This is a genomic window from Paenibacillus senegalimassiliensis (assembly GCF_001486585.1).
GTDB lineage: Bacteria > Bacillota > Bacilli > Paenibacillales > Paenibacillaceae > Fontibacillus > Fontibacillus senegalimassiliensis.
In genome coordinates this window covers 561058-576337 of sequence record NZ_LN909046.1, presented here as the reverse complement: position 1 = coordinate 576337, position 15280 = coordinate 561058, and the positions used below count along the sequence as shown (strand labels likewise).

Annotated in this window: 12 protein-coding genes and 1 other annotated feature; of the genes, 5 read left to right on the top strand and 7 right to left on the bottom strand. The window is 50.4% G+C overall.

Translation table 11 applies throughout. From position 1 onward, the window contains the following. Window positions 1–82: 82 nt before the first annotated feature. The gene (gene rpsD, locus BN3279_RS16650) at window positions 83–682 is read left to right on the top strand and encodes a 30S ribosomal protein S4 (protein WP_059052285.1); all 600 of its coding nucleotides are present in this window, start codon (window positions 83–85) and stop codon (window positions 680–682) included. 57 nt (window positions 683–739) lie between these two features. Here rpsD and tyrS read toward each other — a convergent pair whose 3' ends face one another. Further along, complete coding sequence (gene tyrS / locus BN3279_RS16645) at window positions 740–1993, bottom strand: tyrosine--tRNA ligase (protein WP_059052284.1); 1254 nt, start codon at window positions 1991–1993, stop codon at window positions 740–742. A gap of 251 nt (window positions 1994–2244) precedes the next feature. Continuing rightward, window positions 2245–2512: a binding site (T-box leader), on the bottom strand. Window positions 2513–2703: 191 nt separating this feature from the next. On the opposite strand from tyrS, the gene BN3279_RS16640 reads away from it, so the two are divergent. Beyond that, the gene (locus BN3279_RS16640; RefSeq protein ID WP_059052283.1) at window positions 2704–5817 is read left to right on the top strand and encodes a transglycosylase domain-containing protein; all 3114 of its coding nucleotides are present in this window, start codon (window positions 2704–2706) and stop codon (window positions 5815–5817) included. Between the two features lie 74 nt (window positions 5818–5891). Here the strand turns inward: BN3279_RS16640 and acsA are convergent, their stop codons facing one another. Continuing rightward, window positions 5892–7616 carry an acetate--CoA ligase gene (gene acsA / locus BN3279_RS16635; RefSeq protein WP_059052282.1) on the bottom strand — a complete coding sequence of 575 codons (1725 nt, stop codon included), beginning with the start codon at window positions 7614–7616 and terminating at the stop codon, window positions 5892–5894. A gap of 241 nt (window positions 7617–7857) precedes the next feature. On the opposite strand from acsA, the gene BN3279_RS16630 reads away from it, so the two are divergent. Further along, window positions 7858–8490, top strand: coding sequence for a GNAT family N-acetyltransferase (locus tag BN3279_RS16630; protein ID WP_059052281.1), 633 nt, complete (start codon window positions 7858–7860; stop codon window positions 8488–8490). A 28-nt stretch (window positions 8491–8518) separates the two neighbouring features. Continuing rightward, the gene (locus BN3279_RS16625) at window positions 8519–9697 is read left to right on the top strand and encodes an acetoin utilization protein AcuC (RefSeq protein ID WP_187377811.1); all 1179 of its coding nucleotides are present in this window, start codon (window positions 8519–8521) and stop codon (window positions 9695–9697) included. Here BN3279_RS16625 and BN3279_RS16620 read toward each other — a convergent pair. The 4 genes from BN3279_RS16620 to BN3279_RS16605 all read right to left on the bottom strand — a co-directional run bounded on the left by BN3279_RS16620 (window position 9678) and on the right by BN3279_RS16605 (window position 12577). Further along, window positions 9678–10400 carry a 5'-methylthioadenosine/adenosylhomocysteine nucleosidase gene (locus BN3279_RS16620; RefSeq protein WP_059052280.1) on the bottom strand — a complete coding sequence of 241 codons (723 nt, stop codon included), beginning with the start codon at window positions 10398–10400 and terminating at the stop codon, window positions 9678–9680. The genes BN3279_RS16625 and BN3279_RS16620 overlap by 20 nt on opposite strands. 170 nt (window positions 10401–10570) lie before the next feature. Further along, window positions 10571–11575: a catabolite control protein A gene (gene ccpA, locus BN3279_RS16615; protein WP_059054491.1), complete on the bottom strand. Its 1005-nt coding sequence runs from the start codon at window positions 11573–11575 to the stop codon at window positions 10571–10573. 109 nt (window positions 11576–11684) lie between these two features. Beyond that, entirely contained in the window at window positions 11685–12032 is a 348-nt protein-coding gene (ytxJ, locus tag BN3279_RS16610; protein ID WP_059052279.1) for a bacillithiol system redox-active protein YtxJ, read from the bottom strand. A gap of 128 nt (window positions 12033–12160) precedes the next feature. Continuing rightward, entirely contained in the window at window positions 12161–12577 is a 417-nt protein-coding gene (locus tag BN3279_RS16605) for a hypothetical protein (RefSeq protein ID WP_059052278.1), read from the bottom strand. Window positions 12578–12757: 180 nt separating this feature from the next. Between BN3279_RS16605 and BN3279_RS16600 the strand changes: the two genes are divergently transcribed. Continuing rightward, complete coding sequence (locus tag BN3279_RS16600; RefSeq protein ID WP_059052277.1) at window positions 12758–13285, top strand: type 1 glutamine amidotransferase domain-containing protein; 528 nt, start codon at window positions 12758–12760, stop codon at window positions 13283–13285. A gap of 72 nt (window positions 13286–13357) precedes the next feature. Here BN3279_RS16600 and ptsP read toward each other — a convergent pair whose 3' ends face one another. Beyond that, a complete protein-coding gene (gene ptsP, locus BN3279_RS16595) occupies window positions 13358–15100 on the bottom strand; it encodes a phosphoenolpyruvate--protein phosphotransferase (RefSeq protein ID WP_059052276.1) in 1743 nt (580 codons plus the stop codon). Between the last annotated feature and the right edge of the window lie 180 nt (window positions 15101–15280).

The window sequence follows — 15280 nt, the reverse complement described above, 5'->3', positions numbered from 1 at the left end:
TCTATCCTTACGTTCGACGAAACAATACCCGCGCAAGTAGAACCCTACACGAAATATAATTATAAAGGAGTCTACCTATACAATGGCACGTTACACTGGTCCTAAATTTAAACTCAGCCGCCGCCTTGGCATTTCCTTGAGCGGAACAGGCAAAGATTTGAAGCGTCCTTTCCCTCCGGGGCAACATGGCGCTAACCAACGCAGAAAAATCAGCAACTATGGTGCACAATTGCTTGAGAAGCAAAAATTGCGTCATATGTACGGCTTGGGTGAAAAACAATTCCGTACTTTGTTCGAAAAAGCTCAAAGCATGCCTGGTATCGCGGGCGAAACTTTCATGTTCTTGCTTGAAAGCCGTCTGGACAACCTGGTTTACCGTCTTGGCTTCGCGAACTCCCGCGCTGGCGCTCGTCAGCTCGTAGCTCATGGTCACGTAACCGTTAACGGCAAGAAAGTCGACATCGCTTCTTACCGTGTTAGCCTTGGCGACGTTATCAGCCTTCGCGAAAGAAGCCGTGGTCTTGCCTTGGTGAAGGATGCCATGGAGAACCGTTCGCATCTTCCAGCTTACCTGGAATTTAACGACACCTCCCTGGAAGGCAAATATATTCGTTTGCCTGAACGTTCCGAGTTGTCCCAAGACATCGACGAGAAGCAAATCGTCGAATTCTACAACCGCTAAAATTAAGCACATCAAAACCGGCCCAAGTCGTCATCGACTTGGGCCGGTTTATTTTGTTTATTTTACCGTGAGCCTGGCGAATTTACGCTTACCAACCTGAATAATCTCCCCACCAGCCAGTTCAAGTTCGGCATTCGGATCGGTCAGCTTCTCTTCGTTAAGCTTCACCGCGCCTTGTTGAATGCTGCGTTTGGCCTCCCCGTTAGAAGCAGCAAAGCCAATCAGAGTCAACAGCTTCATCAAGCGGATTTTGCCATCCTCCAATTCAGATGCAGGGATTTCCTTATCCTCAATATCCTCAGGCAATGCCCGCTGCTGGAATACGGTGATAAAATGTTCCTGCGCTGCTTCAGCCGCTTCTTGACCGTTGTACATCCGTACCAGTGTATAGGCCAGCTTCATCTTGGCATCGCGCGGATGAATCTCGCCCGAGTTCACTCTTTCAGTCAAAGCCGTGAGTTCTTCGTTCGAAAGGTCTGTGACCAGTTCATAATATTTAAGCATTAACTCATCGGGCACTGACATGGATTTACCATAAATTTCATTAGGCTCCTCATCGATGCCGATATAGTTGCCCAAGCTCTTGCTCATCTTCTGAACGCCGTCCAGCCCTTCAATAATCGGCGTCATGATGGCAACCTGCGTCTCTTTGCCGTATTCCTTCTGCAAGGTCCGCCCCATTAGCAAATTAAACTTCTGGTCCGTTCCTCCAAGTTCAATATCGCTCTCCAGTGCCACTGAATCCATCCCCTGCATCAGCGGGTAGAAAAATTCATGGATGCTGATCGGCAAGTTGTTCGTGTAACGCTTCGTGAAATCGTCGCGTTCCAGCATACGCGCTACCGTTACCTTGGCAGACAATTTGACCACCTCGGCGAAGGTCATGGGCGCGAGCCACTCCGAGTTAAAATAAACATGCGTTTTCTCCGGATCAAGAATTTTGAAGATTTGCTGCCGATAGGTCTCGGCATTGCGCTGCACATCTTCTTCTGTCAATTCCTTGCGGGTCTCGGACTTCCCCGTAGGGTCTCCGATTCGGCCTGTAAAATCACCAATGATCAATTGTACTTGATGCCCCAACTCCTGGAACTGGCGCAGCTTCTGCATAACAACCGTATGTCCAACATGGATATCGGGCGCCGATGGATCAAGTCCAAGCTTAACCTTCAACGGTTGTCCGGTGACGACCGATTTAATGACCTTCTGCTTCAGTTCATCCTCAGGTACGATCTCTACAACACCTCGGGAGATCACCTTGAGTTGGCGCTCTACCTCCGCTTGCTGCGCCCCGCTTAACTCTTCCCATTTCATAAGCCTGTTCCTCCAATATAATGATGTTTTGCCGCCTTTAAGAGGTTGTTCAAAAAGTCACCTTCCCAGAACGAAGTTGTTCAAGGAGTGAACTCGACATCGAATCTTGAATTCAGCCGGGCCTTCCGTTGCTCACGTACCCACTACGTACGCTCCGTTACTCAGTCCCTAGCTTCATCCAACCTTCTTGGTCCTGAAAATTCGACTTTTTGAACACGCACTTTAAGAACACAAAAAAGCCCCTTCTTGTCCCAAGGGACGAGAAGGAGCGCTCGCGTTACCACCCTAATTAAAACCGCTAGCCTTTGCTATTGGCAGCCACAAGAGGCACGGTTTTCACTTCATTCACATAACGGAATAATCCGGTACCGGACTACTGGCATATCACTTACGTATATGCGTTCCCCCGGACGGCTCCAGACGGTAATTCAAAAGCGATCCGCTCATTCGGTTCACAGCGACCACCGATTCTCTGAGCAGCGGGATTCCGCCTTCTACTTAGTCTTTCCAAGCCTTTATTGATATGTAATTAAAATAATTTATATCACAGATGTATTTCCAAAGTCAAACCTCGCGACACTAAACCAAGGGCGGTTCGAAGGTCCTAAATTTGTCGAACCCGTCCTTCAAATCAGCTAAAATGGGCTGAAAAAACATCCAAAACCCCTTTTTTATGCTATAATGTTGCTGTTTATAAAGGAGGATCATTCATGGCTCATGAGAACGACAACAACTCCAAGCAGCCTCAGACCGAACTCAAGCGAAGATCTCGGAGCGATAAGACGGCCACCAAACCGGCGCGTAAGCGTAAGAAGGGTCGTATCGTTTGGGCGATTCTAGGATGGCTTGTTTTGCTGGGGTTTGCGAGTGTGCTATTTGTGGGAGGTGCCGTATTCGGCTACGTGTCCTCGATCGTCAAGGAGGAGCCGGTACGCTCACGCACAGATATTGAAGAGAAGATCAACCATAACGAGATGACAGGGTTCGCTTACTTCCGCGACGGGCAGCCTATCGGCCAATTGCGCTCAGAAGAAGATCGGCGCCCCATCTCTTATAAGGAAATTCCGCAGAACGTGCTGGATGCGGTAATTGCCATCGAGGATAACCGTTTTGAAGAGCATATGGGTATCGACTTTCAAGGGACCCTGCGCGCCGTTAAACAACGGGTGCTTAACGAAGCTGTACAGACCGGCGGCAGTACGCTGACACAGCAATTAGCAAGGCGTGTCTTCCTCAACCTCGACGTTACAGAGGATCGTAAGGTGAAGGAAATTTTGCTGGCCCTTCGACTGGAACGCTTCATGTCCAAGGAAGAGATTATGACGGCTTATATGAACAAGGTACCCTTCGGCAACGGATCAAACGGCTATCAGGTTTACGGAATAAAGGCAGCCGCCAAAGGGATATTTAACATTACCAATCTCGAAGATCTGAATATTGCCCAATCTGCTTATTTGGCCGGCTTGCCTCAATTGCCTTCATCCTACTCGGCCTTTAATGGCAAAGGGGAATTCAATGAGGAAGCTTTTCAGCGAGCAATCAAACGCCAGCAATTAGTGCTACAACGTATGCTGGAGGAGAACAAGATTACAACGGCTGAATATAACGAAGCTGTAGCCTTTGACACTCAAGGATCGCTGGCTCAGTCAACCAAGAAGGCCTATGACACCTTCCCTTACCTGATGCTGGAGACGGAACGGCAAGGGGCCATCGTCATTGCGATGATGAACAACCCGGAGTTGACCAAGGAAGAGGTCTCCGGTAATACGCAAATGCTGGAGGAAGCCCGCCAGGAGTTGCTAACCGGAGGCTACCGGGTATATACCACCATCGATAAGAAGATTTATAATTCGATGCACCGGGTATCAGACAACGCCGAGAACTTCTCGCCGTTCAGCGAGAAGAAAGGACTGGAGCAAGTAGCCGCCATGATGATGGATAATCGATCCGGGGCTATACTCGGCATGATTGAGGGACGTGACTTCTACACCGAGCAGATGAACTATGCCACGCAAATGAAACGGCAACCTGGCTCGACCATGAAGCCAATCGCCGCATATCTGCCCGCTCTCGACACCGGCCTGGTTCAGCCAGCCAGCATTCTGGATGATTCCCCTATCATTTTACGGGATTATCAGAAGGGCTATCATATTCCAGGCAATGCCAGTGGCGGTTATAAAGGACTTGTTACCGCCCGTACGGCTCTGAATGAATCGCGTAATATCCCCGCACTGAAGGTGTTTAACAATGTCGTAGGGATCGAGAAAGCTTGGGATTTCAGCAAGAAGCTGGGTATCACCACTCTCGAAGAAGAAGACTATGGTGCCCAAACCGGGGTGCTTGGCGGTCTTAAGTATGGGGTAACGGTTGAAGAGCTTACCAATGCCTACAGCACCATTGCCAATGGCGGTCAGTTCACCGATGCTTACATGATCGAGAAGATTATTGACCACAAGGGAAATGTCGTCTACAAGCATCAAGTTGAGCCGCAACAGGTGTTCTCGGAGCAGACGGCCTATCTTATGACCGATATGTTACGGACAGCCCTGAGAGACGGTACTGGCAAATCGATCAGAAGCGACTTCAAGAGCTATAGCAAAATTCCCGTAGTCGGTAAAACCGGATCAACCCAAAACTATGCCGATGTCTGGTTCATGGGGTATTCACCGGATGTCACGCTAGGTGTATGGATTGGCTATAAGGAGCCGGTAAATACACTTTCCGATGCTGGTAAGGCCAGAGCACGTAAAATTTGGGCACTGGTCATGAATGAAGTTACCGAGAACGTCAGCGACGTGTTCAAGACGGATTCGTTCACCAAGCCGGAAGGCATCGTTACCAAGACCGTGTCCGGCTACAGTGGCAAATTGCCAACGCAATTGACCCAACAAGCTGGGAAAATGGTTACTGATATCTTCAATGCCAAATTTGTGCCAACCGAGCCGGATGATGTTTTAATCCGTGCCAAGTATGTCACCTACAATGAGGTTAACTATATTCCGCTGGAGACTACGCCTTCCGATATGCTGCGTGAGAAGGTGGTCGTCAAGCGCGAGAAGCCGATTGCCGAGCTTAAAGAAGAGCTTGAAAAAGCCTTTGCCCGCATGTCAGGAGGCCATAAGTCGCTGAGCTTCTACATGCCAAAAGACATTGGCGAGGATGCCCCATACAAGGAGGACCCTCGGACTGATGATGGCAAGGCACCAAGCGCCCCTGGGGGCGTAACCTTGATTGGCCTTGGCGGAGGATCCAAGATCAGTTTCACCGCAAGCCCAGAGAAGGATGTCGTCGGATACCGACTGTACCGTACGGATGACGGTGTGAAATTCCAGTCCACCGGCAAAGTCTCGCTCACCGGAGACTCCACCGTGATTGCCGATGCCCGGGCCCCAGGTTTCGGTACGGCTTACTATGTAACCGCCGTAGACGTTGCTGGCAAGGAGTCTGAACCAAGCGCTGTCGTTAGCCCTCTAGGGGGTGGTGGCAGCCCTGACGGTAACGGAGATGGCCAAGACAACGACGACGGTAGCGGTGGCAATAATGAAACTGGGGGAAATGCTCCTTCCTCACCATCGGGCGTCTCAGTGAATAAGGATGAAGGCGGGTTTACAGCCAGTTGGAAGGCCAGCCCTCTGCTCGATCTCGTCACGAGCTACAATGTTTACGTCTCGGACAGTGAAGGCGGCTCCTATTCCAAAGTTGGCTCTACGTCCGATACGCAGTATTCCATCAAGACAGACTACACCAGCATTTGGGTTAAAATTAGCGCAATAAATGTATTGGGCGAATCCGCCCTCTCGGCTCCAGCGCAATTTACCCCTTAAGCTGCAAGCAAATAAAAGCCTCCGTTTCACCTTATGGTGGAATGGAGGCTTTTCATTTATATCAGGTTGACATATTAGTCCTCAATCGTCGATAAGTCACCGGTCGGCAAATTAAGCTCCCACGCCTTCAGCACGCGCCGCATAATTTTCCCCGAGCGAGTCTTGGGCAATTTGTCCTTGAACTCAATCTCACGGGGAGAAGCGTGAGCTGAGAGCCCTTCTCTGACGAACTTGGCAATGTCTTGCTTCAGTTCCTCCGATGGAGTGAAGCCTTCGCGCAAAGAGATGAATGCCTTAATGATCTCCCCCCGGATTGGGTCCGGCTTGCCAATGACCCCAGCTTCCGCAATGGCCGGATGCTCCACCAGCTTGCTCTCCACCTCGAACGGACCAACTCGCTCCCCGGATGAATTAATAACATCATCAATCCGCCCCTGAAACCAAAAGTAGCCATCTTCGTCCATGTACGCCGTATCCCCGGAAATGTACCAGCCAGGAATACGGAAGTATTCCTCGTATTTGGGGGCATTGTTCCAAATTAGCCGCATCATGGATGGCCACGGCGTACGAATCGCCAGATTGCCCATCCGATTGGGTGGCAACTCCCTGCCATTATCATCGATGATCGCCGCCTGAATGCCCGGCACAGGCTTACCCATCGAACCCGGCTTGATCGGCAAGGTCGGGTAGTTACAGATGAGTTGACCACCGGTTTCGGTCATCCACCATGTATCATGAATACGCCGGTGATACACCTTCAGCCCCCAGCGTACCACTTCGGGATTCAGCGGCTCTCCCACCGATAATACATGACGTAGGGAGGATAAATCATACTGACCAATCAGATCCTGTCCTGCTCCCATCAACATCCGAAAAGCCGTTGGAGCACTATACCAGACTGTGACCTGGTTCTGCTGAATAGTTGCGTACCAATCCTCCGGACTGAAGCGACCACCCCGCACTACATTCGTCACTCCATGCAGCCAGGGAGCAAAAATTCCGTAAGACGTACCCGTGACCCAACCCGGATCGGCCGTACACCAGTAGATGTCCCCTTCCTTCAAATCCAATACCACCTTGCCAGTGTGGTAATGCTGAAGCATGGCGTTATGCACATGATAGACGCCCTTGGGCTTCCCGGTAGAACCGGATGTATAGTGTAGAATCAAGCCGTCTTCACGATTGACCCAGGTCACCTCCGCTTCCGGTGAAGCGGCTTGAAGTTCTGCCGTAAAATCCGCAACCCCCTCGCTAGCAGTCACTTTATCTCCAACCAGGAAGACGGTTCGCAAGGTGGGTAATTCCTCCCGGTTAACCCGAGCCAACAGCGCAGGAGTGGTGACCAAGGCAACGGCACCGCTATCCTCAAGCCGATCCTTGACCGCCGTCTCCATAAACGCCTCGAACAACGGACCTACCACGGCCCCTACTTTTATAATTCCAAGAATGCTAATGTACAGTTCCGGCGTTCTGGGCATGAACACAAATACCCGATCTCCCTTGCCAATTCCATAGTTGCGCAGCACATTGGCAAACCGGTTAGTCGCTTGCCGCATCTCCGCGTAGGTATACGTCTCCTCTCGCTCCGGATCGCTGAACTTTAGGGCGACTCGCTCCCCTTTCCCTGCATCTACATGACGGTCAATCGCTTCATAAGCCATGTTCACGTTACCTGTGGTATACCAAGAGAACTGCTGCTCCACATCATTCCAGTCAAAATCAGCACAAGCCTCGTCATAGCTGTTCATATTGGCGGACGGTACGTCCACGGAAATGATTTCCCCTTGCAAATGACTCATCCCTTCATCCTCCCTCAATCTCTGAATACAGCAAGATCGTAGATCAAAGTTCATGAAAACGGATACACATCCATATAAGCCAAGGTCGCTTTTCGAGAGCATTTATCACATATCAGTTTAAATATATGAATTTTTTGTGTCGGAAATCATTATAGCACAGCTTTTCATGCACAGGCTATACTTTTCAAATTTTCATTTTTCTGTTATAAGTGAGGGGAATGAAGCAAAGGAGGCGGCTTAGATGGAACATCCCAAAACGTATATCCGCCATACCCTCCCCCAACAGCAAGGTGAAATCGTCGTGGAGGGACCGGTTACCCCTTCGCATCTCCAATCCCTGAATATGCATGCGGATCTGGATGCCTTCCGCAAGCCGAAGGAACAGCATGAGGCACTCATTGAAATCGCCGAGCTGCCCGAAGGACGTATTATTCTGGCCAGGGACGAGTTGACCATCATCGGTTATGTTACCTTTCACTATCCCGATGATATGGAGCGTTGGTCACAAGGGCATATGCCTGATCTGCTGGAGCTTGGTGCCGTTGAAGTCGCCAATGCTTACCGTTCTCTGGGTCTGGGATCAACCCTGATCCGAACCGCCTTCGAGGACCCCCAAATGGAGAGCTATATTGTATTTACCACGGAATATTACTGGCATTGGGATCTAAAAAGCAGCGGCCTGTCCGTCTGGGACTATCGCAGCATGATGGAACGGCTGATGAAGACCGTTGACATGGTCTGGTACGCTACAGATGATCCGGAAATTTGTTCTCACCCGGCCAACTGCTTGATGGTAAGAATCGGCAAGCAGGTTCCACTTGCCTCAGAGGAACAATTTGACCGCATACGATTTCAACAACGCTTTATGTATTGATCGTCCAATAAGGAAGGCGTGTGATTGCGTGTCTGCAAGCGCTTTATTCGTACATCATAAGCAAGCGATGAATTATCGCTTCCATGACCAACATCCCTTCCACCCGATTCGGTGGGAATTGACAATGGATTTATTAAATGATCTGCAAGCGCTTTCTACAGACCGAAAACTGGCTTCACGACCAGCCACGGAAGAAGAATTACTGTGGATTCACCAGCCCGCCTATGTGGAGAGCGTCAAGCGGCTTAGCTCGGCTGCCCCCGAACCTCACTGGATCAGCGAGGGAGAACCTTACGGGCTCCTGGATGAGGATACGCCTTACTTCCCCGGTATGCATGAGGCGGCTTCCTGGATTGTTGGGGGTAGCATAACCGCAGTAGAGGCCGTGTTATCGGGCGCCAGTCCCCATGCCCTGCATTTGGGTGGTGGGTTGCACCACGCCTTGCCAGCAAAGGCTGCGGGCTTCTGCATCTACAACGATGCTGCTATCGCCATTGATTATGCCCGGCGCCATTACGGCGCACGTGTCTTATATGTGGATACCGATGTGCATCATGGCGATGGCGTACAATGGAGTTTCTATTCGGACCCGGATGTCTGCACCTACTCTATTCACGAGACAGGAAAATACCTGTTTCCAGGCACCGGACACTTGCCCGAACGGGGCGAGCATCAAGGTTACGGGGCATGTATGAACTTGCCGCTCCAGCCCTACACGGAAGATGCTTCCTGGCTGGAATGCTTTGAAGAATCCATACGGCGCTTAACGAAGTATTTCCAACCGGATTTAATCCTTAGCCTGCATGGCTGTGACGCCCATGCGCTGGACCCATTATCCCACATGCACTGCAGTATGGAGATTTATCGCCAAATGCCAGCCATCCTGCATGAACTGGCGCACACCTATTGTGAAGGGCGCTGGGTCGCTTTGGGGGGAGGGGGCTACGACTTCTGGCGTGTCGTGCCTCGAGCCTGGAGTCTGCTGTGGTTAGAGATGAGCAGCCACCCACTGGCAAATGCTCTCCAGACTGACGCCCGCCATCCGCTTCCCCAGGCCTGGATTGACACCTGGCAGCCACATACTCCGCAATCGCTACCTTCGGAATGGCTGGATGACGCGCAACGCTGGGAGAGCATTCCCCGGCGTGACGAAATCACGGCAAAAAACCGCGAGACACTCGCGGTAGCTATGCAGGATTATCCATGATAACATGCTGCATCATATCCTTGACTATGGCAAAAGAGCGTGCAGCCGCCATCACAGTAAACTCGGCGAAGTTCACTTCTGCTTCGCCATCAGCCTGGTCCGATATGGAGCGAAGCACGATGTAAGGGATAGCGTTCATCTGGCACACCTGAGCTAAAGCCGCTCCCTCCATCTCTACGCAAGCCCCGCCTAGTTGCTGGTACAGTACCGTCTTCACATAACCGGGATTTGCAATAAACTGATCCCCTGACAAGATGCGGCCAAGCACATGCTTGTGATCCGTGCATTGACGTTGGCATGCTCCTTGAGCCAAGGCAATCAGTGCAGGATCTGCTGGGAAATCAGACACAGCCTGGTACGGTGTAACCCCTCGTGTATATCCAAGTGGAGCTACATCCATATCATGCTGCTGGCAGGAAGAAGAGATTACAATGTCCCCCACAACCAGATCAGGATGAACTGCTCCCGCCACCCCGGTGAACCAGATCTGTTCTACCTCAAAGCGATCGATTAGAAGCTGCGTAGCCACCGCTGCATTAACCTTTCCTACACCAGATTTACAGACGACCACCTCATGCCCATACCAACTTCCCTGTACAAACCGAATTCCTGCAATGACAGATGACTCTTGATTCTGTAGCACCTCTAAAATCTGCACAATTTCCTCGTCCATGGCCCCCATCAGGCCTATTTTCATGCCCATCCCCTTACTCCCTTCAACAACTCCTTGAGAGGTATGAAGCTGTTCTCCTCATTCCTTACCTCTCCTGATACTCAAAAAAGCTCCTTTGCAGGAGCTTTTTCCGTTTCATAACCTTTTTCATATATATATTTCTCTATGTTTATCATTTTTCTACCCGTTTAGCTTGTCCATTAAACGTGGCTAACTGATAACCGCAAAATAGTCTCATGCGGCAAGATAACCCGTGGATTCTCAACGGCTTCCTTCTTCATCAACTTGGTAAGCAAGCGCATCGCTACAGCTCCAAGATCGTACATCGGCTGAGCCACAGTCGTCAATTGCGGACGCACCATGGAGGCCATACGAATGTTGTCCACGCTAATGATGGAGATATCGTCCGGTACCTTCAAGCCTTCATCTTGAATGCTGTGAATGGCCCCAATCGCCATCTCGTCGGTAGCGGCAAAGATCCCGGTTGGGCGTTTCTTCAAGCCGAGGAAATACTTCATCGCTTCAACACCTGACTCATAGCGGTAGTTGCCGATACGAACCAAATCTTCTTGATATTCAATCCCTGCCGTCTCCAGCGCACGCTTATACCCTTGGAATCTGGCATACCCGTTCGCCGGGTCCTGCAGCGTGCCACTAATCATCGCAACCTCACGGTGACCATGACGAATCAGGGTGCTGACCGCATCAAACGCTGCCGACTCATGATCGATATCAACAGACGGATATTGGCCATTGTCGTCACTAGTTGCACAGAGCACAATCGGCACCGACGAGGTCCGGAACGCCTGAATATGCTCCTCCGTTACCGTACCGCCCATGAAGAGAAGCCCGTCCACCTGCTTCTCCAGCAGCGTGTTAATAACGCGGATCTCCTTCTCCTTACGCTTGTCGGCATTACACAAAATGATGTTATAGTGGTACATGTTGGCAATATCTTCGATGCCCCGGGCAATTTCTGCAAAGATTGAATTCGAAATATCAGGGATCACCACACCAACCGTGGTGGTCTTCTTGCTGGCAAGTCCTCTCGCTACCGCGTTAGGACGATAACCTAACCGTTCAATCGCTTCGTAAACCTTTTTCCGGGTCTGCGGTTTCACATTCGGATTGTTGTTGACAACCCGGGAAACCGTGGCCATCGAGACGCCTGCTTCACGTGCCACATCGTAAATGGTAACCGTCACATTCTTCTCTCCATTGCCATAGATTTTCACTCATTCATCCGGTAAAGTTCCAGAGCTCCAATTAAAGTTTATGATACGACAAAATACTTCTTTATGCAATGACAACGCTTCAATGTGAAGTCAATGCCACGCTTAAAGCCGTTTTTGTAATCTTGGAGTGGGAAGTATGCCAGATGGCTTGCCCATCCTTAACCAAAATCGCCTGCGGCGATTCATGTCTGACCTCAAGCCGGTCTGCCGCTTCATTCGACACGTCCCGACTTTGGATCACATGTATCAGACCATATGTAACATCCTCACGGGGCTCTTCCTGCAGGTAAGCCTCTACCGCCTGGTGAGCCTTCGCGCTGATGGAACAGCGGGTGCTGTGCTTAAAGAGCAACAAGGGCTGACGGCTGGAATCCGCCAACGCAGTCTGGAGCTCCTGGATCGTTTGTATTCTCATCATGTCGGACATAGCGCATATCCCCTTCTTTGAATAAGAATCGCCAGATGTTCTGATGCTCTGATGATATCTTAACAAAAAAAATTATGAAAACACAAGTTCATTTACAAATTCATTTGCAAAATCCGTCAAAATCACCGTTAATTCGTACTGGATATTTGACGATTTCTTACAAATTTAGACAAGGGTTGAAGACGTTTGGAAATACTGTCCATCCATTCCAGATCACCAAGCTGTTTTGCCCCACCATACAAATCCAGCAACAGATTAATCTGCTCCTCACATTGCCGCTCCAGCACACTCTCGAAAGAAGCTTCCTCGGTCCCCGTCCATTTATCCGACACAGCTAAAATCAGCCCCGCCAGCTCATTTTGCTCAGAAAAATCAACCCATTCCCCGAACCCTTCTTCTTTTAGTCTGGCCAACAAATCTGTCAATTCAACCTTTACCTCGGGAAGCACTTCGTAATGACTGCACTCTTCACATTCATAAATAGGAACATTATCAATTTCATAGATTCCTTCAAAAATGACCGTTCTAAAACCAAGGTTCATCATTTGCCCGCAATGGCAGTGCTTACGCACAGGATCACCTCATCCTAACACTTCATAGATTGCTATGTTTGATGTTTAAGAAACTGAAATTTAGTCTAAGCATAGTAATAGTAATTATTTGTTCTCATTAAAATATTAGAACGGGCTTTCGTCAAGAGCCAGCCTGGTAAGGAGGAGATTAATTTGAGACTTTCTGGAAAAAATATTATTGCTTTGGTGGATGAGGAATTCGAGGATTTGGAGCTGTGGTACCCGATCTATCGCCTGCGCGAAGAAGGTGCCGAGGTTCATTTGACCGGCCCGGAGAAAGGAAAAAAGTACATTGGCAAATACGGGGTGCCTGCCGAAGCTGAATACGCTTTTGAGGAAATGAATGCCAGCGATACCGATGGCATCATTATCCCTGGTGGATGGGCTCCCGACAAGCTTCGACGTTACCCGAAAGTGTTGGAGTTGGTCCGGAAGCTACATGAAGACAGGAAGCCTATAGGGCAAATATGCCATGCCGGATGGGTGCTCATCTCTGCCGGTATACTCGAAGGCGTAACGGTCACTTCCACACCGGCCATTCGCGATGATATGCAAAATGCGGGGGCGATCTGGAAGGATGAGCCCACGATTGTAGACGGACATATCATTTCAGCCCGCCGGCCTGCGGATTTGCCTATTTACGCCAAGGCTGTTGCCGATGCGATAGCACAGCGTAAGTAACTCTTCCCTAAATACGCGCAGGCCGCCCGGTCATATAAACCTTGGGCGGCCTGTGTTTGCTTATACTTCATATTATTTACTTAGCCGTTCCTGCCCCAGCTCGTATCCATACCGGATTAATTCAGTTTCAACTTCATCGCTGGTTGTCAGGCGATAGCAGGTAGCTCCAATCAGTTTGCCCTCTTGTGCATGCGAATTGAGGACGCGGTGCTTCACACGTAGCAGTGCTTGTGGCGACATGCTAAGCTCGGTCACGCCTAAATGCAGCCACAACGGAATTGCCTTCTCATCGCCCGCCATCTCTCCGCAAACACTCACAGAAATCCCGGCTTCATGGGCCGCTTGTACCGTTTGACGCAGCAAACGTAACACCGCGGGATGGAACGGATGATACATATGGGCAATTTTCTCATTCATACGGTCCACAGCCAGCACGTATTGAACCAGATCGTTGGTTCCGATGCTAAAGAAGTCAACTTCCTGGGCCAGCAAATCAGAAATAGCAGCAGCAGCGGGAACTTCTATCATGATGCCCACTTGAATACCAGCGTCGTAGGCAAGACCGCGCCGGGACAAATCCTGCTTGGCCTCTTCCAGAACTTCCTTTGCCGCCCGGATCTCTTCGAGCGAGGAGATCATCGGAAGCAGCATTTTGACCTTGCCGTAGGCACTTGCCCGCAAAATGGCGCTCATTTGCGTCTGGAATAACTCCCGACTGTCCAGGCTGATCCGAATTGCCCGATACCCTAGCACCGGATTATCCTCTTCCGGCAGAGCAAAATATTCAAGTTGCTTATCTCCACCAATATCCAAGGTACGAATTACGACAGGATGTGTGCCCGTCTTCTCCACGACCTGACGGTACACTTCGAACTGCTCATCCTCACCAGGGAAGGTAGCCCGATCCATATACAGAAACTCCGTACGGAACAGCCCTACTCCCTCTGCGCCATGCTTGATCGCCAGTTCCAAGTCCTTGACGGAGCTGATATTGCCAGCAAGTCGCAGGCGAACACCATCCTTCGTGACGGCCTCGACGGAAGCCAGCAATTGAAGCTGTTCTTTGCGCCGACGCTGCTTCTCGGCAAGCTCTGTGAACCGTTCCACGACAGCCTCTCCTGGGTTTAGGTAGATCAAGCCCTCATCCCCGTCAATGACCAGCAGATCACCAGTCTGCAAAGGCTCCGGTAGCTTGTTCTCCAAACCCGACACAAGCGGTATGCCAAGAGCACGGGCCATAATGGCCGAATGCGAGGTTTTCCCGCCAGCCATCGTCACCATACCGAGCACGTTATCCGGATTCAAGTGTACTAATTGCGAAGGCGACAGCTCCTTGGCCACCAAAATATAAGGCTGTGTATCCGCTGGCAATGTGATATCCGGTGTCCCCAGCAGATGCTTGAGCAAGCGATTGCCAACATCCTTGATGTCCAGCGCCCGTTCCTTCATATACTCATCATCCAACAGGTCAAACATCGTCACAAAATGATCGATCGCTTCTTTTACCGCTACTTCGGCCGCTTTGTACTGACGTTCGATAATCCCCTGGATCTCGCTCATAAAAACAGGGTCCTCCAGGATGGCCAGGTGAGCATCGAATATACCCGATTCCTCCGCCCCTACCGTCTCCTTGATCTCCCTCTTCATCACTTCAATTTCACTTTTAGATGTACGAATGCCCTCGTACAACCGTTCAAACTCTTTGGCCAAGTCGACCTTATCCATGCGCCGATCAGGCACATCCCACTCCCAGGCGGGCAGCACAAAGGCTTTGCCGATCGCAACCCCTGCTGCTGCTCCGATCCCCTGTATCATGTAGTGACCCCCTAGTCTTGCTTGTGAGTTCCTTGTCTGAAGCTTCCGTTACCAAGTAACTTCTATCTATCTCATAATGGTACGCCCTGCCCGTCAAATTTGTCAAAGGAAAAAGCGCAAAAGCCAAAGAGACCCCTCCTTAAGGACGGGTCCTTTGGACGTTGGAATAGCCATGAATAG

Excerpts from the sequence above, each read along its gene's own strand:
- ytxJ (WP_059052279.1), bottom strand. The coding sequence starts at position 12,032 with ATGTCCGACATGATGAGAATACAAACGATCCAGGAGCTCCAGACTGCG.
- BN3279_RS16605 (WP_059052278.1), bottom strand. The coding sequence starts at position 12,577 with ATGATGAACCTTGGTTTTAGAACGGTCATTTTTGAAGGAATCTATGAA.
- ptsP (WP_059052276.1), bottom strand. The coding sequence starts at position 15,100 with ATGATACAGGGGATCGGAGCAGCAGCAGGGGTTGCGATCGGCAAAGCC.
- BN3279_RS16640 (WP_059052283.1), top strand. The coding sequence starts at position 2,704 with ATGGCTCATGAGAACGACAACAACTCCAAGCAGCCTCAGACCGAACTC.
- BN3279_RS16630 (WP_059052281.1), top strand. The coding sequence starts at position 7,858 with ATGGAACATCCCAAAACGTATATCCGCCATACCCTCCCCCAACAGCAA.
- acsA (WP_059052282.1), bottom strand. The coding sequence starts at position 7,616 with ATGAGTCATTTGCAAGGGGAAATCATTTCCGTGGACGTACCGTCCGCC.
- tyrS (WP_059052284.1), bottom strand. The coding sequence starts at position 1,993 with ATGAAATGGGAAGAGTTAAGCGGGGCGCAGCAAGCGGAGGTAGAGCGC.
- rpsD (WP_059052285.1), top strand. The coding sequence starts at position 83 with ATGGCACGTTACACTGGTCCTAAATTTAAACTCAGCCGCCGCCTTGGC.
- BN3279_RS16620 (WP_059052280.1), bottom strand. The coding sequence starts at position 10,400 with ATGGGCATGAAAATAGGCCTGATGGGGGCCATGGACGAGGAAATTGTG.